We start from the raw sequence: 17,378 nt of genomic DNA, 5'->3' as shown, positions 1-17,378 counted from the left end.
GATCACGCGATGACCACGATCCTGCACAGCGCCGCGCTACATCGAGTCGCCAGACGCAACCAGACCGTCCTGTTCTGGGTGCTGGCGGTGCTGGTGCTCGGGGTCGGCTTGGGCCTGCGCGATCCCTGGCCGGCCGACGAGCCGCGTTTCGCCCTGGTCGCCAAGCAGATGATCGAGAGCGGCGATTGGCTGTTCCCGCATCGCGGCCACGAGCTGTATTCCGACAAGCCGCCGTTGTTCATGTGGCTGCAGGCCGCCGCTTATCAGGTGTTCGGTGAGTGGCGCATCGCCTTCCTGTTGCCGTCGCTGCTGGCCTCGCTGGGCACGCTGTGGTGCGTGGTCGATCTCGGCCGCCGCCTGTGGACGCGTCGTGTCGGCCTGTACGCCGGCTATGCGTTGCTGTTCGCCCTGCAGTTCACCTGGCAGGCGAAGAAGGCCCAGATCGACCCGTTGGTGGTGTTCTGGATCACCCTGGCCAATTACGGTCTGCTGCGCCACGTCTTGCTGAGCGCGCGCAAGCGCGGCCCGGACTGGCCGATGTGGATGCTCGGCTGGGCCGCGGCGGGGCTGGGCACGATCAGCAAGGGCGTCGGTGCGATCGCCTTGCTGATGCTGATCCCGGCCGCCATCGCCTCGTTGCGCGGCTGGAACGTGAAGCTGCATGCCAAGAGCGCGAAGTTCTGGCTCGGGCCGCTCGCCTTCGTCGCTGCCACCGGCATCTGGCTGGTGCCGCTGGCGATCGCCGCGCTCGGGCCGGACGGCGGCCAGTACTCGGCCTATCTCAACGACATTCTGGTGCGCCAGACCGCCAAGCGTTACGGCGCGTCCTGGGATCACGGCCAACCGACCTGGTACTTCCTGGAAGTGATGGCGACCATGTGGTTGCCGACCATGCTCGCCTTGCCGTGGGCGCTGCCGGCCTGGCGCCGGCGTCTGCGCCGTCGCGATGCGCGCTATCTGTTGCCGCTGGCGTGGTGGTTGCTGGTCCTGCTGTTCTTCAGCATTCCCGGCGGAAAGCGCGATATGTACATCTTGCCGGCGCTGCCGATGGTCGCGTTGGCGCTGGCGCCGTTGCTGCCGGGCTTGCTGCGCAAGGCGTCGGCGCAGCGCGTCGCGCTCGGTTTCACCGCGGTATTGTCCATCGCACTGCTGCTCGGCGGCCTGGCGATGTGGTTCGGCGATCCCGGGTTCGAACGGCGCTTCGTCGCCGAGCGCTCGCTCGAGGACGTGTCCTCGGCGCTGGCCGCCAGCGTCGCCGCGGTCGGCGGTTGGGGCCTGGCCTGTCTGTTGTGGACCGGGCGACGCCGCGCCTTCGCCGGCATGGCGGCGATGCTGGCCGGCTTGTGGGTCGCGTTCGGCCTGGTCATGGCGCCGTTGCTCAACGATTCGTCGTCCGCGCGCGGCCTGATGGCCGAAGTGGGCAAGCGCATCGGCCCGAAGGCCGAACTGGGCCTGGTGGCCTGGCGCGAGCAGAACCTGTTGATGGCCGACCGGCCGGTCGCCGAGTTCGGCTTCAAGGCGATCTTCCCGGTGCAGATGCGGCGCGGACTGGAGTGGCAGCGGCAGTCGCCGCAGACGCGCTGGTTGTTGGTGCAGGACATCGCCCTGGCGGCCTGCATCGATACCACCCGCAGCCAACACTTGGGCCACGCGAACCGGCGCGGCTGGACTTTGGTGCCGGGCAGCGCGACGCTCGGCTGCACCTGGTCGAGCGCCGAGCATGCGCTGAGCATGGATTGGGACGTCTGTCTGGCGCCTGTGGTCGCCGACGCCTGCAGCCTGCGTGGGCTGGCGGCAACCTCGAACAGCTCCGGCTTAGGACGTGACCTCGGGCGTTGCGCGCGCGCTGCGCTTTCGGAAACGCTGTAGTGGCCCAGCCTGGAGTTCGAGGGGTATAAGGGATAACGCACTCGGGCGATGCCGATCCTCAAGCATGCCCGTCCCTGCCGCTTGCTGCCTTGCATGAGGTGTTCATGGGAACGAGACGATCCGACCCGGTTCGGCAGCCTTGCCGCAAATCCAGTCTCGTTGCGATCGGCTCGGGTTCCCTGGCGATCATGCTCGCCGCCGCCTTCGCCTCGATGGTGCCGGACGCCGCTCAGGCCCAGGTCGGCGCCACCCCGGCCCCGAACCTGACGGCGCTGTACGGGCCCAGCATCGCCGTACAACGCGTGCAACACGACTACACCGGAGCGCAGGTCACCGTCACCGCGCCGGCGAATGCTCTGGGCGTCTACTTCAAGGTCTGGGGCGCTGGCGGCGGCAAGGAGTTCCTGGCCGACGCTTCCAAGGCCGGTGCCGGCGGCTATACCGGCGCACTCTTCAATACCGTTGCCGGCACGCAGTATTCGCTGGTCGTGGCCGGCGGCGGCAGCCGCGCGGTCCGGCCTGGCGGCGCCAACGACCCGGGTGCATTCGGCTTCGGCGGCAGCGGCCAGCACGATCAGGGCGGTGGCTTGTCCGGCGTTTTCACCGGCACTGCGGCAGTGACCAACACCAGCACGGCGCGCGCCCTGGCCGTCGCCGGCGGCGGTGGCGGCTCCGACAGCAACGGCAACAGCCTCGACAGCGCGCTCGCGCTGCGCAGCGGCGGCACCAACGGCAACGGCGCACTGTCCGGCTATGGCGCCACGCCCGGTACGCTGAGCTGGAACTACACCAGTCCGCGTTCGGCCGGTCCGACCATCAGCGGCACCATGCAGGGCAGCGCGGATTCCTGGACGGTGCCCGCAGACGGCAGCAACTGCGCCAACATCGACATGCCGACCAACTGGGCGACCGCCGGCGGCGGCGGCTTCCAAGGCGGCGGCCGGACCGCCTACACCTTCAACTCCGGCGGCGTGGTCGGCCGTTGCAGCACCGATACCGCGAACTCCGGCCGCGGCGGTTCCGGTTTCGTCGCCGCGGGCAACCGCTTCCAATCGATCGAGTTCACCGCCGAGATCGCCGCGGCCAACAACAACGTCGTCAATCAGCCGCCGCGCACCACCGGCGATACCGATTATTCGGCGGCGGGCGCGCCGCGCACCGTGCCGATCGGCCGCGCCGGCGGCGCCACCGGCGCCGCCTACAACGAGGCGGTCAACGGTGGCGGCGACGGACGCATCATCGTCTACTGGATCGTCGCCGCACCGACCGTCAAGGTGCAGAAGACCACGCTCGGCGGTGTCGGTGGGCCGTTCGCTTTCGCCGCGACCAACCTCACCGGCGCCGTGCCGGCCGTCACCACGACGGCGCCGAACACGCCGACGCCCGCCGCGCCGACCGCGCTGCCGGTGACCGCACCCGGCACCGCGGTGACCGTGACCGAAACGCCTGCGGCCGGTTTCCTGCAGACCGGCGTGACCTGCACCGATGCCAACAGCGCCATCACCGGCAACGTCAATCCGGTTGCGACCGCGACCACCGGTGCGGTGACGATCCCGGCGGCGGTCACCGCGACGGCCGCCGACATCACCTGTGTCTTCACCAATGCCAAGCAGCCGATCTTGCGGGTGCAGAAATCTTTGCCGCTGGGACGCTTCGTGGCGACCGATCAGTTCACCCTCGCCATCGCCGGTACCGGCGGGCCGGCGTCGGTGACGACCACCGGTTCCGGCAGCACCGCGACCGGCGTCGCCACCTTGAGCCCGGGCACCGCCGGCGCGAGTTACGCGTTCTCGGAAATCGCCGCAGCCGGTGCCGACCTGGCCAATTACGCCAGCGCCTACAGTTGCACCAACGCACTCGCCGGCGGGCAGACGCCCAGCGGTAGCGGCACGACGTTCAATGTCACCGCTGCGGTCGGCGACGATCTCAGCTGCACCTTCGCCAACACGCGCAGCCCGATCGCCGACCTGTCGATCACCAAGACCAACACGCCGGGCCTGGGCAGCAGCGACCAACCCAACGACACGCTGGCACGGGGCACGGTCACGACCTACACCATCGTGGTGACGAACAATGGCCCGGATGCGGTGACCGATGCGCTGCTGCGCGACGCCATCGCCGGCCGCAGCGGATTGACCTGCACCGCACCGCCGACCTGCAGCGGTGCGGGCTGTCCGGTCGCGCCGATCACTCTGGCCACGCTCGACAGCGGCGTGGCGCTAGGCACCATCGCCAATGGCGCAACGGTCACCGTTACCCTGACTTGCCTGGTCGACTAGCTATCGAGATCAGCACTCGGGCTCGTTGAACCGCGGTGGTCGTGGGCTCGCGTCGGGGTATCGATTGCAGATGCTCGAGAACGCGCGTGCGGTCCGCGCAGAACGCGGTCTGCGGACCGGCATCCGTCATTCGCGAACGGCCCGGCCAGGGTATTGCGTGCGCTGTGTGGCGGAATGAAATCCTGCTTGCATCCGCAGCGCCGCGGATATCCCAAAGTGTGAGGCGCTTGGAAGCGCGCAGCCGGCTTCGACGTCACCTTCTGCATCATCGGTTCGCGCAGGTCGCGCAACCGGACATCTGCAGGAGGCTCCATGCATCGATATGCCATGGCCGGTGCGGCAGCGGTTCGTCCGCAGCGGCAGCGCCGTTTCATCGCGGGCGTCATCGCCCTGTGTTTCGCCGCATCGGCGCCGACCGCGGCGCCGGCGGCCAATCAGAGCAGCGGCTTCTATGTCGACCCGTACTCGAATCCGGCGATATGGGTGCGCGACCATGCCGGCGATGCGCGCGCGACTCGGATCGGCAGCGCGATCGCGACGCGGCCGATGGCGCGCTGGTTCGGCAACTGGAGCGGCAACATCAATACCGCGGTGGCGAGCTTCGTCGGTGCGGCGCAGACCGCAGACAAGTTACCGATCCTGGTCGCCTACAACATTCCCGGCCGCGATTGCGGCAGTCACTCCGGCGGCGGCGCCGGCAGTCCCGAGGCTTATCGCGCCTGGATCTCCGGCTTCGCCGCGGGCATCGGCAGCCGCCGCGCGGTGGTGGTGATCGAGCCCGACGCACTGGCCCAACTGGATTGCCTGCCCGCCGATCAGCGCAGCGTCCGCACCGGTCTGCTGCAGTACGCCGCGAACGAATTCAAGCTGCGCGCGCCGAATGCCTTGGTCTATCACGACGGCGGCAACGCCCGTTGGATCGGCGCCGACGAAATGGCGCGGCGTCTGAACTCGGCCGGCGTCAAAGGCATTCGCGGCTTCGCCCTGAACGTGTCGAACTACTACACCACCGCCGATTCCAATGCTTACGGCGTCGCCGTCGCCGGCGCCTTGCAGCGGCAGTTCGGCTACCCCAAGCCGTTCATAGTCGACACCAGCCGCAACGGCAACGGCTCCAACGGCGAGTGGTGCAACCCGCCCGGCCGCAAGCTCGGCACGGTCTCGCAGAACAGCGGCAGCGGCGCGGAAATGCTGTTATGGATCAAAGTGCCGGGCGATTCCGACGGCAACTGCGGCATTGGGCCGGGGATCCCGGCCGGGCAGTTCTCGCCCGACATCGCGATACGCTTGATCGAGGGGCGCTGAGGGCGCTGCGCTTCAAGGGGTAGGAGCGGCGTCCTTCTGGATTTTCTTCGGTCACAAGCCGCGACCGCGAAGCACCGGTCTGCATCGCGACGATCCGGAGATTCGTCGCTCGCGAGGGCTGGTCGGCTTCGCGCAGGTTGCGCCGGGCTCCGGTACTTCGTAGTCGCGGCTCACGCCGCCCTTACAGTGGGAGCGGAGCGAGTCGAGCGACATCGGCAGCCGTTTTTGTAGGAGCGGCGTGAGCCGCGACTGGCGCCGCATGCAGAAGCTTCGCAGCCGCGGCTTGTGAGCGAAGGAAATCCAGGGCGCCGCTGCTACCCCAAGGGGTGGTGGCTCGGGCGGAACCGGCTCGGCGTGGCGCCGGTGGCCTTGCGCATCAGCCGCCGCAACGCCGTCGCATCCTCGTAGCCGACCTGCGCCGCGACCTGTTCGATGCTCATGCGGCTGGTCTCGATCAAGCGCCTCGCGCGGTTCAAGCGCACGCTTTGGATCAGGGCCAGCGCGGTCCGGCCGGTGGCGGCGCGCACGTGCCGGGCCAGGGTTCTCGGCGACATCGCGAACTCCGAGGCGAGTTCGCTCAGGCTTGGCGGATGCGGCAGCGAGGACTCGATGCGCCGGGTCAGCCGCGCCACCAGTTCGTTGCCGCCGGCGAGCATCGACGGGATCACGAACGGCGCCTGCGCCTGGCGGCCGTCGAGCAGCAGGATCTTGGCGACGACGTCGGCCAGCGCGCTGCCGAAACGCAGGCGCAGCAACTGCAGCATCAGGTCCGACTGGGCGAACGCCGCGCCGGCGGTGCTGACCGGGCCGTCGCTGCAGACCATGCGGTCGGCGTCGACCTTGCAGTCCGGGGCGATGCGTTGCAGGTCCGCGGCCAACCACCACGACGTCGTAGCCCGGCGCCCCTGCAGCAGGCCGGCGGCCTGCAGCAGGAACACCGCCGAGCACGAGGCGGCGACACTGCCGCCGCGCGCGGCATGGCGGCGCAGCCCTGCGATTGCATATTGCGCATCGGCCTGGGCCAGGCGGGCGATGAGTTGCGCAGGCTGGTCCACGCCCAGGCCCGGTACCACCCAGGTCGAGGCGTCGTTGCGCGAGCGCCTGGGCAAGGCTCGAGTGTCGATGCGCAGGCCGTTGCCGAGCGTCACGCTGCCGCCGTCGGGCGATAGCACCCGCCAATTCGGTCGCGGCGTTTGCAGTCGCGGTGCGAGCGCGGCCGCGGCGCCGAGCAGATCGAGGGTGACGGCGACGCTGCTGGCGTAGGCGCCGGGCAGGATCAGGACGGTGAAATCGTGCATGGCCGGAAACGCCCGAAACATGTCCAAGCGGACACTCGAAGTCTAGCGCGTGGCGGGTTGCAATGCGGTCGAGCCGATGCCGCGCCGCGTAGGCAGCGCCCGACCAGAGGACACCCACGAATGCCGACCGCCCCGATCAACCGCCCCGATCTCGGCCAATCCGATCCGCTCGACGACTTCGAGCCGCGCACGATTACCCTCGACAGCGTCGGCAAGCGCGTGCACGTCGCCGGCATCGGGCCGGCGGTCATCGTGATGACCGAGATGCCGGGCATCAGCCCGCAGGTGGCGCGCTTCGCCCGCTGGGTCCGGGACGCGGGGTTCACCGTCTACATGCCCTCGCTGTTCGGCCACGATGGCGCCGTGCCCGGTGTCGAGGAGAGCAAGGCGATCTTCCAGCGCGCTTGCGTCAGCGCCGAGTTTCGCGCCTTCGCCGGCCAGGGTTCGAGCCCGGTCACGCAATGGCTGCGCGCGCTGGCGCGCTTCGCGCACGGCGAATGCGGCGGCCCCGGCGTCGGCGCGATCGGTATGTGCTTCAGCGGCAACTTCGCCCTGACCATGATGCTCGAACCTTCGATGTTGGCGCCGGTGTTGGCGCAGCCTTCGCTGCCGCTGGACGACCCGGCCGGGCTGGAGATCGCGCCCGAGCAACTCGCCGCGGTGCGGCAACGCCTGGAGCGCGAGAACCTGACGGTCATGGCCTATCGCTTCGACGGCGACCGCTTCTGCAAGGCGCAGCGCTTCGCTGCTTACGCCGAGGCGCTCGGCGAGCGTTTCGTCGCGCGGGTGCTGCCCGACAGTGCGGCCAATCGCGAGGGCCTGGCGCCGTTCTTCGAGCACGTGGTCGCCAGCCCGCACAGCGTGGTGACGGCGCATCTGATCGACGAAGCCGGTCAGCCGACCATCGCCGCGCGCGACGAGATCCTGGCGTTCTTCGCCCGGCGTCTTGCCAGGACAGAGTCGCGCGATTGAATCGATGCCGGCAACCGCCGCCTGCCGGAACCCCGATGCAGGCGGCCGCCGAATCGCGCGGCGTGCGCGATGGCTCAGCGAACGAGCGGCCTCAGCGCCAGCACACCAGCGGATAGCGCTGGCCGTTCCAGGTCGTCCAACCCTTGGACCGGTTGTCCGTCGGCGTGGGCAGGTACCAGCGGTTGCCATCGGCATGGTTGAAGTACAGGCCGCCGTTTTTGCCGCGGCGCGCATTGTTCAGCGCCACCCAGGCCGAGCCGTTGTCGGAGAACCTACCCTTCCAGCGGGCGCCGAAGGTGTGAGTGCAGACCTCGTCGTCGTCGCAGGTCGTTTGACTGTCATTGACGGCGCTCCATTTCATCTTGGCAGGGCGGCCATCGATGGTGCAGTTCCAGTTGCCGTCCCACCAGCCGGAGACTTGGCTGGCGGCGACCGGGCTGCAGCCCTCGGCCGCAGCGGCGATGGCGAGGGCGATCCAAAGGGCGGTGTTCAACGCGGTGTTCATGGTCGGCTACTCCTGTGGCCTTGAGTCCAGTTACGACCAAGCCAACGACAGGTGTCGGCCGGACAGGCCAACAGGGAGCGCGTCAGAAATGCAACGCAGACATGAATCGGCGGGCGCTGCAGTGGCTTGGCGCAGGCGTATGGACGTATCGACGCGCGGCTTGCGTTATACGGCCGCGGCGGCAGCGGGTCGCGTCATCCGCGCTTGTTCGGTGAGCTGGCAGGCTTCGCCTTTGTCCTCGCCGTGGGCATGGCCGCTTGGATGGAGTCGCGGAATCGCGGTGCCTGTTCGCCGAGATAGCTCCACAATCGGTTCGCGACCGGGCCGTGCGCGCGGTCGCTGCGCCGCGCCGCCACCAGGTCCTCGACGCTGCCGGGCAGGTAGCGGCCAGCGATCGAATGCAGCCGCCCCTCGCGCAATTCCTGTTCGATCAGGAACCGCGGCATGTGGCCCCAGCCCATGCCCTGCAGGATGATGTCCTTCTTCATGAGCTGATCGGCGACGGTGCATTGATGCGCGCCTTCGATCATGAAGTAGTCGCGTGGCGGCGAGTGACGCGCGCTGTCGCGCATGACGCATTGGGTGAAGTCGCGCATCCGTTCGGGCTTGATCGCGCGCGAGATCGGGAACGGCAGGAAACCCGCGGCGACCACCGGCACGAACGGCACCGGGCACAGATCCATCCACTCGATGCGCGGATCGCGCTTGTCGACGCGATGCAGGATCAGGTCGGCGTCGCCGTCGAACAAACGCTCGGTAGGCCCGCTGACCGCCTCGAAATGCAGATGCAGGCGGGTGCCCGGGCGGGCGGCGAAGAAGCGGCTCAACAGGGCCAGCATCTGCGGCCGCGGGCAGAGGTCGCCGATCACCACGCGCAGTTCGCTTTCCTCGCCCATGGCCAGTTGCGCGGCATGAGTGCGCAATTCCTCCATCTCGCGCAGCAAGGTCTGGGCGCGGCGATGGAAGGACCGGCCGGCGTCGGTCGGGCGCACCCGGTAGCCGCTGCGGTCGAGCAGGTCGAAACCGAGCTGGCGCTCGAGCTTGGCGACCGCGGCGAACACCGCCGGATGCGAGCGATGCAAGGTCGCGGCCGCGGCCTGGAAGCCGCCGGCGCGGACTACGGCGTCGAAGCATTGCAGGTCGTGCAGGGTGAAGGCGCTCATGTCGGATATGACTACAAAGAATGTACGAGCTTTGTAATATCCGCCGGGATCGGCCGCAACTAGGATTTGCTCCGCGGCGTCTGCCGTTGCAGGAGCGACACCGGGCTGAACGACTGCCCGCGAAGCTCACAAGCGGCCTATCCGAACGGAGCATCGCCATGAACGACCTGTCTTACCTCAACGCCAGCGACGGCGTGCGCATCGCCTACCGCCTCGACGGCGCGGCCGAGCGCCCGGTGCTCGTGCTGTCCAACTCGATCGGCACCGATCTGCATATGTGGGATGCGCAAGTGCCGGAACTCGCGCGGCATTTCCGCGTGCTGCGTTACGACACGCGCGGCCACGGCGCGTCCGGCGTGCCCGCGGGCGAGTACTCGCTCGAACGCCTGGGCCGCGACGTGATCGACCTGCTCGACGCCCTGCGCATAGAACGCGCGCATTTTCTCGGCCTGTCGCTCGGCGGCATGATCGGGCAGTGGCTCGGCGTGCATGCCGGCGAGCGCATCGACCGTTTGATTCTGAGCAATACCTCGGCCTATCTGGGGCCGGCCGGGCAATGGGCGGAGCGGATCGCCGCAGTGCTGGGCGTCGAGGACATGGCCGACACCGCCGAGATGTTTCTCGGCAACTGGTTCCCGGCGGCGCTGCGCGAGGCGAACGGGCCGGCGATCCAGGCCTTCCGAGGCATGTTGCTGGCGACCGATCCGCGCGGCCTGGCCGGCAATTACGCGGCGGTGCGCGATCTGGATATGCGCCCGACGCTCGAGCGGGTGTCGCGCCCGACCCTGGTGATCGCCGGCCGCTACGACACGGTGACCCTGGCCAGCCACGGCGAGGCCATCGCCGCGAGCGTGCCCGGCGCGAGCCTGCTGGTGCTGCCGGCGGTGCATCTGTCGAACGTCGAATGCCCGGCCGAGTTCATGAGCGCGGTGCTCGGTTTCCTGCTCCAGCGCTGACTAGTCGGTGCGCTCCAGCGCCGGCACCTGCAGCTTGCCGGCCAGCAGATCCATGCCGCGTTTGCCGGGGGCCATGGCGATGCCCGAGGCAACCAGCAGGAAGCGTTCGAGCTCGAAGGACACCCAACTGACCACGCAGAAGTCATCGCCCTGGCGATGGTTGATCGCGTGGTAGAGGTGGATGCCCTTGTGCTGCAACAGGGTCACCATCTCGCGCAGCAGCGCCTTGGGCGTCTGGACCTCGCGCGTCGGATGCGACCATTCAACCGTTTCGAGCCGCTCGGCCGATACCTGGAAGTAAGCGCAGTCCCTGAGCTTCGGGTACTCGGCCAGCGCCTCCAGGGCGAGGCGGCTGTACTCGTGCATGCTCGGCAACTGCTCGCGGATGCCGACGCATTGCACCAGTTCGGTCAATGCGCGGATGGCGGCATGGGCGGCGTACAAGGACGCACCGAAGCCGCTCGGGTACACCACTTCGTCGTCGAGAATCCGGTCGGTGGTGGCGATGAAGGCGGGGAAACCGAGGTCGCTGGTCACCTCGATCAGGACGATGCCGCGCCCGAGCTGAGCACTGGCGGCCTGGTGGATCGCGGCGACCTGCGGCGGCAGCGACCGCGGGTCGATCACGCTGCCGAGGCTGGCCGGCTCGCCGAGGTAGTGCGCGACCAGGAACAAGGACCAGGAATCGCGCTCGACCAATTCGCCGATCGCGTGCACCGCGGCTTCTTCGACGCTGGCGCCGATCGCGATGCCGCTGTTGGAGCCATAGCGGATGACGCTGGAGTAGTCGAAGTCGTCCTCGGCCGGAAGTTGGTCCAGGTAGTTCGGAAACGTCAGAAACAAGGGAACCGGCACCTCGGCGGCGTCGCCGAAGAAGGGGCGATAGGTTCGGCACGCCAGACGCTGTTGCGGGTTCTGCGCGAACGCCGACAGGAACGGCAGCCCGGCATAGCGCGGGTCGCGGAACAGATCGATCGAGCGTACGAAATCGATGCGTTCTCCAGCAGGCGGTGCGTTGGTGTACAGATGCTCGACCGCTTCGTAGATGGCGCCGACCCGGGCCGCCTCGCCGTCGCCCTTGCCGAAGCCGCTGGCGATGACCTCGTCGTCGCCGTCGTGCAGGGTGCAGACGGTGGACTGCAAGCGCTCGCCGTGCGTCTGGGTGCGTATGCGCCAGCCCTGCTCGCTTACGAATCTGCGGATGACGCGTTCGGCGTCGGCCAGCGATCGCTCTCGCTCCAGCGGAATCATGCAGTCGCTCCTTGCGGGGGTGCCGGAACGAAGCGGCACGAACCTGGGTTCGTGCCGCCCGTTCGCTCAGGATGGAAGCCGGGCTTACTTCGCCAGCTTGTCCAGGATGGCTTTCTCTTCCGGCGTCGGCGCCGGTTTGACGTCCTGGTTCTGCTCGATCTTGTTGGCGAGGAGCAGGTGCGGGACGGACTTGACGATGGTCGTGCCGATGAGCTTCTTCATACGGTCCCTTTGAGGTGGTGTCGTTGCAGGTTGGTGCGACGCGCCGAGTCGTTCGACGATGGCGGTCCCCGCGAATCCGCCCGCTTGCGGGCCGGCGATACGCAAGGTCCTAGGCAAGGTCCAGGGTCGGCGCCGAATGGCTTATGGCGGTTGATGGCTCGTCGCGGCTCGCGGCAGGCCGCCGGCGCACCGGAGTCGGCCGCACGATGCGGCCCGGTTACTTCGCCAGCTTCTCCAGGAGTTCTTTCTCCTGCGGCGTCAGCATCGGCGTGATGCCCTGGGCCGTGATCGCCTTGGTGGCATCGATCAAGACCGGACGCGACTTGATGATGAATATCTCGATCGTCTTCTTCATAACAATCCCTCGTTGTGATGTGACTTGCGGAAGTTCCATGCAGCAAGCCGGGGCGCTCGACGCTAGCGACCGAGCCCGGCGGCCCGCGCGCCAGCTATACGGGGCGGCTGGGAGCACGGTCAATCTCGGTTCGGGCGCCGATCTCATCGGTTGTGAAACTTCGGACCCAGTTTCGGAAACGCCTGGGCCAAGGCCGGCGCTGTACCGGCCGAGGGCCGGATGTCGGGATGGCTGAATGGGCGGGCCGGAGACGAAGGCGGCCGGCCCGGATCGGCGACTCCGGGCATTGCTTGCCCGTTCGCGATCGGGCGCGAATTCGCCGCGCATCTTGCGCTTGCGTCGATGAGTCTTCTATCCGCACGCATCGCGGGGCCGATGCCATGGCTTAGCAGGTCGATGCGTGACGCTGTCGCTCCGGCTGCATTGCGCAGCCGTTGGCGGACCCGAGTGGGTTGGAGTCGCCTCGCGTGCCGGCGACACGCGAGGCGAGTCGGGCGTGCTCAGAACGCCGGCAACACCGCGCCACGGTACTTCTTCTCGATGAAGCTCTTGACCTCGGGGCCGGTCAGCGCCGCAGCGAGCTTCTTGACCCGCGGGTCGTCGCGATTGTCCGGACGGCCGACCAGGAAGTTGACGTAGGGCGAGTCGCGGCCTTCGATGGCCAGCGCGTCCTTGGTCGGGTCGAGGCCGGCGTCGAGCGCGTAGTTGGTGTTGATCAACGCCAGGTCGACCTGGTCGAGGATGCGCGGCAGCATCGCCGCATCGAGTTCGCGGAACTTGAGCTGCTTGGGGTTGGCGGTGATGTCGCGCAGGGTCGCCAGCGCATCGTTCGGGTCGCGCAGTTGGATTACCCCGGACTTGTGCAGCAGGATCAGGGCGCGGCTGTTGTTGCTCGGGTCGTTGGGGATGACCACGTCGGCGCCCTGCGGCAGCGCGTCGAGCGACTTGAACTTGCGCGAGTAGGCGCCGAAGGGCTCGATGTGCACGCCGACGATGGTGGTCAGCTTCGTGCCGCGGCTGCGGTTGTAGGAATCGAGATAGGGCTCGGTCTCGAAATAGCTGACGTCGAGCAGCTTCTGCGCCACCTGGTCGTTGGGCTGCACGTAGTCGTTGAACACGCGCACCTCGAGTTCGACGCCCTGCTTGGCCAACAGTGGCTTCACCACTTCGAGGATTTCCGCGTGCGGCACCGCGGTGGCGGCGACGGTGAGCTTTTGCGACGCCGGGTCGTTGCCGCCGCCGCAACCGCTCAGGCCTGCGGCGGTCAGGGCCAGGATGGCCATCAGCTTTTTCATCTTGCGTCCTCGATCGATTCGATAGCTTGGAGCGGCCGCTCAGCGTCGGCTGAAGCGCGCCACGAGTTTGTCGCCGAGCGTCTGCAGCGCCTGCACCAGCAGCAGCAACAGCAGCACCGTCACCACCGCCACGTCGGTATGCGAGCGCAGATAGCCGTCGCGGTAGGCGAGGTCGCCGAGGCCGCCGGAACCGATCGCGCCGCCCATGGCGGTATAGCCGATCAGGGCGACGGTGGTCACCGTGGCGCCGGCGATCAGCCCGGGCAGCGCTTCGGGCAGCAGCGCGCGCAACACGATCTGCCGCGTCGTTGCGCCCATCGCCTGGCAGGCCTCGATGATGCCGCGGTCGACTTCGCGCAGCGAGGTTTCCACCAATCGCGCGTAGAACGGCGCCGCGCCGACCACCAGCGGCAGGATCGCGCCGCGCACGCCGAGCGAGGTGCCCATCGCCGCGAGGGTCAGCGGAATCATCACGATCATCAGGATGATGAAAGGCACCGAGCGCAGGATGTTGATGACCAGCGACAGCACGCCGTACAGGCGCGGCTGCGCGCGCAGCTGGCGCGGGCCGGTCAGGAACAGGGCGATGCCGAGCGGCAGGCCGATCAGCAGGGTCAGCGGCAGGGCGCCGGCGAGCATCAGCAAGGTGTCGAGCGTGGCCTGGCCGATCTCGGCCCACTTGCCGGCGTCGAGGTGTTGCAACCAACCGGGGTTCGGGCTCATCGCGCGATCTCCTCGACGTGCACACCGGCCGCGCCGAGCGCGGCGATGGCGGCATGGCTGTCGCCGCCGACCAGGGCGATGGTGAGCTGGCCGTACGGCGTGTCCTTGATGCGGTCGATGCGGCCGGCGAGGATGTTGTAGTCGACCCCGGTCTCGCGCGCGACCCGGCCGAGCAGGGGTTCGTAGGTGTGCTCGCCGATGAAGGTCAGGCGCAGCAAACGCCCGGACACGGCGGCGAAATCGCGATGCAGGCCGCCTTCGTCGACATGCTCGGCCTCGGAGACGAAGCGGCGCGTGGTCGGATGGCGCGGGTGCAGGAATACGTCGGCGACCGAGCCGCTTTCGACCAGACGGCCGGCGTCGAGCACGGCGACGCGGTCGCAGACGCGGCGGATCACTTCCATCTCGTGGGTGATCAGGACGATGGTCAGGCCGAGTTCGCGGTTGATCTCGGCCAGCAACGCCAGCACCGAGGCGGTGGTTTGCGGGTCGAGCGCGCTGGTGGCTTCGTCGCAGAGCAGGATGCGCGGGCGGCAGGCGAGGGCGCGGGCGATGCCGACGCGCTGTTTCTGCCCGCCCGACAGCTGCGCCGGGTACTTGTCGGCGTGCGCGCTCAGGCCGACGCGGGCGAGCAACTCGGCGACGCGGGCGGCGATCTCGGCGCGCGGGGTGCCGGCCAGTTCCAACGGAAAGGCGACGTTGGCCGCTACCGTGCGCGAGGACAGCAGGTTGAAGTGCTGGAAGATCATGCCGATGCGTTGGCGCAGGGCACGCAGGCCGGCGCCGTCGAGCGCGCTGGCGTCTTCGCCGTCGACCAGCACGCGGCCGCCGCTGGGGCGCTCGAGGCCGTTGATCAGCCGGATCAGGGTCGATTTGCCGGCGCCGGAGTGGCCGATGATGCCGAACACCTCGCCTTCGACGATGTCGAGATCGAGCGGCAGCAAGGCCGGCACCTCGTGACCGCCGACGCGGAACGATTTATGGACCTGCTGGAATTGGATCATGGACCGTCGTGGGCGTGGCTGTGCGGGAGAGGCGAGGCCGTGCGGCGCGGCACGGCGCCACTCCGAAGCCGGGCGTCGGACCGCCACACTATCACCCGGCAAACCGTGAGGCGGTCGGCATTGTAAGGCGGCCGCGAGGGCGCGACCCGCCGTTGCGGTTATGTGCTTATGCCACCGAGTCGAGAACCGACGGCGAATCCGGCTGTGACAGCGTCTGTGATTGCGGACGGCGCAGGTCAAAATGTGACGTGATAAGCGGTTTTGACGCCTCCGCCGACTAGTGTGCTTTGTGTCGCTGAGCACGCCGTTGGTGGCTCTCGCGCGTCTGCGCCGTTGGCACGATTCGTGTGCATTCCCTCATGCAGGTATCGGCATGGCAGGAGCCAACGGCATGAGTGGCAAATCGGACAAGCAAACTCCGCAAGACGATCACGGGCGTGCGCCGTCGGCCTCGCTGGTGGCCGCCTTGACGGTTGCGTCGATCTTGGCCGTGATCGCCGCCCTCATCGCCAGCCTCGCCCGGGCCTAGCGCAAGCCAGCCCAAAGCCAGCGAGAACCAGCGCAAAACTGGCGCGCACCTGCATCCGTCTTCCGTCATTGAGGTTCCCTATGCGTCTGACCCCGCCCAGCTTTCCCATCTTCTTCATTGCCCTGCTGGCCGGCGGCGCCGGCATCGCCGCGCGTCTGGGCTATCTGCCGTTCCTCGCGGGCTTCGCGTTCTGGCTGGCGGCGTTGGGCTTCGTCCTGCTGCTGATCGGGTCTTTGTTCCGCAGTCTTTGATCGACTCGAGGACAGGGGCGGCAAGCCGCTCCTGTCCTTGAATGCCTTCGCTGGCATCGCGCCACTGGCTCCAGCGAAATCGCGGGAACTGGCGCCGTCGTCATCGGCGCGCATGCGTACCGTATCCGGCACCGGCCAATTGGCCTCCAGTGCTGCGATGGGAATTCGTCATGTCTTTGTCCACGGCTTTCATGCGGCGGTCGATCGCCGCGAGCTTGCTCTTCGCCGCTGCGTTCCTGCCGGCCCATGCCGACATCCGCACCCCGCTGACCCCGGAAAACAGCGTCGTGCTGATGGTCGACTACCAGCCGCAGTTCGTGTTCTCGGTGCAGTCGATCGAGGTCGGCAAGCTGATCAACAACGCCGAGGGCTTGAGCAAGGCGGCCAAGGCCTTCGAGGTGCCGACCCTGTACGCGACGATCAGCGCCGAGAAATTCGGCGGCCCGTTCTTCAAACAACTGACCCAGGCGCGTCCGGAGCTGGTGCCCTACGACCGCACCGCGATCGACCCCTGGCAGGACCCGCGCATCCGCGAGGCGGTGCGCAAGACCGGCCGCAAGAAGCTGCTGGTCAGCGGTTTGTGGACCGACAGCTGCGTGACCTTGCCGGTGTTGTCGGCGCTGCGCGACGGCTACGAGGTCTACGTGGTCGTCGACGCCAGCGGCGATGTCTCGCACGAATCGCACGACATGGCGGTGCAGCGCATGATCCAGGCCGGCGCGGTGCCGGTGACCTGGCTGGCGGTGATGCTGGAATGGCAGGGCGACTGGAGCAAGGGCGCCACCGGCGCGCAGGTGCAGAAGATCGCCCAGCAACACGGCGGCGCCTGGGGTCAGGGGATCGATTATTTCCAGAGCATGATCGCGCCGAAGCCCTGAGCGGGTGATGCGGGCCTGGCGTCGCGCGACGGCGCCTAGGCCTTGGACGGTACCGCCGAACTGCTCTTGCTGAAACGGGGCAGTGAGTCGGCGGTATCGAACCAAGGCAACTGCGAACGGGTCCAGACGTGGTCGTCGACGCCTACCCGCTCCGGCTCGTCGAGGCTGCCGATGCAGACTTGCACGCGATCGGCCAACACGCTTTCGCGCATGCCGAGGGTGCTGCCGCAGTTCGCGCAGAAGCCGCGTTCGGCGTATTCGGAAGAGCGGTACCAGGTTGGCGGCGAAGCGAGCCAGGCGAAGGCCTCGGCCGGAAAATGCACGAAAGCGAGCGCCGGCGCGCCGGAATGGCGGCGGCACAGGCCGCAGTGGCAGATCACCCCGCGCAACGGCGCGGCGGTCGCGCGATAGCGGATCGCGCCGCACAGGCAGCCGCCTTCGAAGTGGGTGTCGTTCATCGTTTGTCGTCTCCTCGCGGGGCGGGCCGACGCAGGCCGGGTCGATTCGCGTCGTCACCGTACGC

The 17,378-nt window shown here is 68.2% G+C and carries 17 protein-coding genes and 1 pseudogene; 8 read left to right on the top strand and 10 right to left on the bottom strand.

Translation table 11 applies throughout. The features are described 5' to 3' along the window. Positions 1 to 9 precede the first annotated feature (9 nt). From LC490_RS15745 to LC490_RS15735, 3 genes and pseudogenes are all read left to right on the top strand, one after another. Positions 10 to 1,728: pseudogene (locus LC490_RS15745) on the top strand (glycosyltransferase family 39 protein); the annotation flags it as partial. Positions 1,729 to 2,057: 329 nt separating this feature from the next. Further along, a complete protein-coding gene (locus LC490_RS15740; protein ID WP_223620781.1) occupies positions 2,058 to 4,148 on the top strand; it encodes a DUF11 domain-containing protein in 2,091 nt (696 codons plus the stop codon). 312 nt (positions 4,149 to 4,460) lie between these two features. Next, entirely contained in the window at positions 4,461 to 5,453 is a 993-nt protein-coding gene (locus tag LC490_RS15735; protein WP_223620780.1) for a glycoside hydrolase family 6 protein, read from the top strand. A 314-nt stretch (positions 5,454 to 5,767) separates the two neighbouring features. Here LC490_RS15735 and LC490_RS15730 read toward each other — a convergent pair whose 3' ends face one another. Continuing rightward, on the bottom strand, positions 5,768 to 6,751 hold the full coding sequence (locus LC490_RS15730) for a helix-turn-helix domain-containing protein (protein ID WP_223620779.1): 984 nt from the start codon (positions 6,749 to 6,751) through the stop codon (positions 5,768 to 5,770). A gap of 120 nt (positions 6,752 to 6,871) precedes the next feature. On the opposite strand from LC490_RS15730, the gene LC490_RS15725 reads away from it, so the two are divergent. Further along, on the top strand, positions 6,872 to 7,723 hold the full coding sequence (locus LC490_RS15725; protein WP_223620778.1) for a dienelactone hydrolase family protein: 852 nt from the start codon (positions 6,872 to 6,874) through the stop codon (positions 7,721 to 7,723). A 91-nt stretch (positions 7,724 to 7,814) separates the two neighbouring features. Here LC490_RS15725 and LC490_RS15720 read toward each other — a convergent pair whose 3' ends face one another. Further along, positions 7,815 to 8,228: a DUF6006 family protein gene (locus tag LC490_RS15720; RefSeq protein ID WP_031370089.1), complete on the bottom strand. Its 414-nt coding sequence runs from the start codon at positions 8,226 to 8,228 to the stop codon at positions 7,815 to 7,817. A 194-nt stretch (positions 8,229 to 8,422) separates the two neighbouring features. Further along, positions 8,423 to 9,391, bottom strand: a complete 969-nt coding sequence (locus tag LC490_RS15715) for a LysR family transcriptional regulator (protein ID WP_223620777.1) — start codon at positions 9,389 to 9,391, stop codon at positions 8,423 to 8,425. Between the two features lie 158 nt (positions 9,392 to 9,549). Here LC490_RS15715 and pcaD point away from each other — a divergent pair, with 158 nt between their 5' ends. Then, positions 9,550 to 10,347: a 3-oxoadipate enol-lactonase gene (pcaD, locus tag LC490_RS15710; protein ID WP_223620776.1), complete on the top strand. Its 798-nt coding sequence runs from the start codon at positions 9,550 to 9,552 to the stop codon at positions 10,345 to 10,347. On the opposite strand, the gene LC490_RS15705 is transcribed toward pcaD, so the two are convergent. From LC490_RS15705 to LC490_RS15680, 6 genes are all read right to left on the bottom strand, one after another. Beyond that, positions 10,348 to 11,598, bottom strand: coding sequence for a YcaO-like family protein (locus LC490_RS15705; RefSeq protein ID WP_223620775.1), 1,251 nt, complete (start codon positions 11,596 to 11,598; stop codon positions 10,348 to 10,350). A gap of 84 nt (positions 11,599 to 11,682) precedes the next feature. Next, positions 11,683 to 11,820 (bottom strand): hypothetical protein, encoded by a 138-nt coding sequence (locus LC490_RS15700; RefSeq protein ID WP_161786053.1) that lies wholly within the window; start codon positions 11,818 to 11,820, stop codon positions 11,683 to 11,685. A 217-nt stretch (positions 11,821 to 12,037) separates the two neighbouring features. Beyond that, positions 12,038 to 12,175: a hypothetical protein gene (locus LC490_RS15695; protein WP_223620774.1), complete on the bottom strand. Its 138-nt coding sequence runs from the start codon at positions 12,173 to 12,175 to the stop codon at positions 12,038 to 12,040. Between the two features lie 500 nt (positions 12,176 to 12,675). Further along, positions 12,676 to 13,470, bottom strand: coding sequence for a MetQ/NlpA family ABC transporter substrate-binding protein (locus LC490_RS15690; protein ID WP_031370085.1), 795 nt, complete (start codon positions 13,468 to 13,470; stop codon positions 12,676 to 12,678). Positions 13,471 to 13,509: 39 nt separating this feature from the next. After that, entirely contained in the window at positions 13,510 to 14,193 is a 684-nt protein-coding gene (locus tag LC490_RS15685; RefSeq protein WP_031370084.1) for a methionine ABC transporter permease, read from the bottom strand. After that, a complete protein-coding gene (locus tag LC490_RS15680) occupies positions 14,190 to 15,197 on the bottom strand; it encodes a methionine ABC transporter ATP-binding protein (RefSeq protein ID WP_223620773.1) in 1,008 nt (335 codons plus the stop codon). The genes LC490_RS15685 and LC490_RS15680 overlap by 4 nt, the downstream gene beginning before the upstream one ends. A gap of 391 nt (positions 15,198 to 15,588) precedes the next feature. Here LC490_RS15680 and LC490_RS15675 point away from each other — a divergent pair, with 391 nt between their 5' ends. The 3 genes from LC490_RS15675 to LC490_RS15665 all read left to right on the top strand — a co-directional run bounded on the left by LC490_RS15675 (position 15,589) and on the right by LC490_RS15665 (position 16,855). Then, positions 15,589 to 15,726, top strand: coding sequence for a hypothetical protein (locus LC490_RS15675; protein ID WP_161786051.1), 138 nt, complete (start codon positions 15,589 to 15,591; stop codon positions 15,724 to 15,726). An 80-nt stretch (positions 15,727 to 15,806) separates the two neighbouring features. Beyond that, positions 15,807 to 15,977 (top strand): hypothetical protein, encoded by a 171-nt coding sequence (locus LC490_RS15670; protein WP_161786050.1) that lies wholly within the window; start codon positions 15,807 to 15,809, stop codon positions 15,975 to 15,977. 170 nt (positions 15,978 to 16,147) lie between these two features. Then, positions 16,148 to 16,855, top strand: coding sequence for a hydrolase (locus LC490_RS15665; RefSeq protein WP_051884263.1), 708 nt, complete (start codon positions 16,148 to 16,150; stop codon positions 16,853 to 16,855). Between the two features lie 35 nt (positions 16,856 to 16,890). Here LC490_RS15665 and LC490_RS15660 read toward each other — a convergent pair whose 3' ends face one another. After that, positions 16,891 to 17,313: a GFA family protein gene (locus LC490_RS15660; RefSeq protein ID WP_036147740.1), complete on the bottom strand. Its 423-nt coding sequence runs from the start codon at positions 17,311 to 17,313 to the stop codon at positions 16,891 to 16,893. Positions 17,314 to 17,378: the final 65 nt, after the last annotated feature.

The sequence above is a fragment of the Lysobacter sp. ESA13C genome (genome assembly GCF_019970005.1).
GTDB lineage: Bacteria > Pseudomonadota > Gammaproteobacteria > Xanthomonadales > Xanthomonadaceae > Lysobacter > Lysobacter antibioticus_B.
Note: the sequence above shows the minus strand (reverse complement) of the source record. Positions and strands in the feature narration are given on the sequence as shown.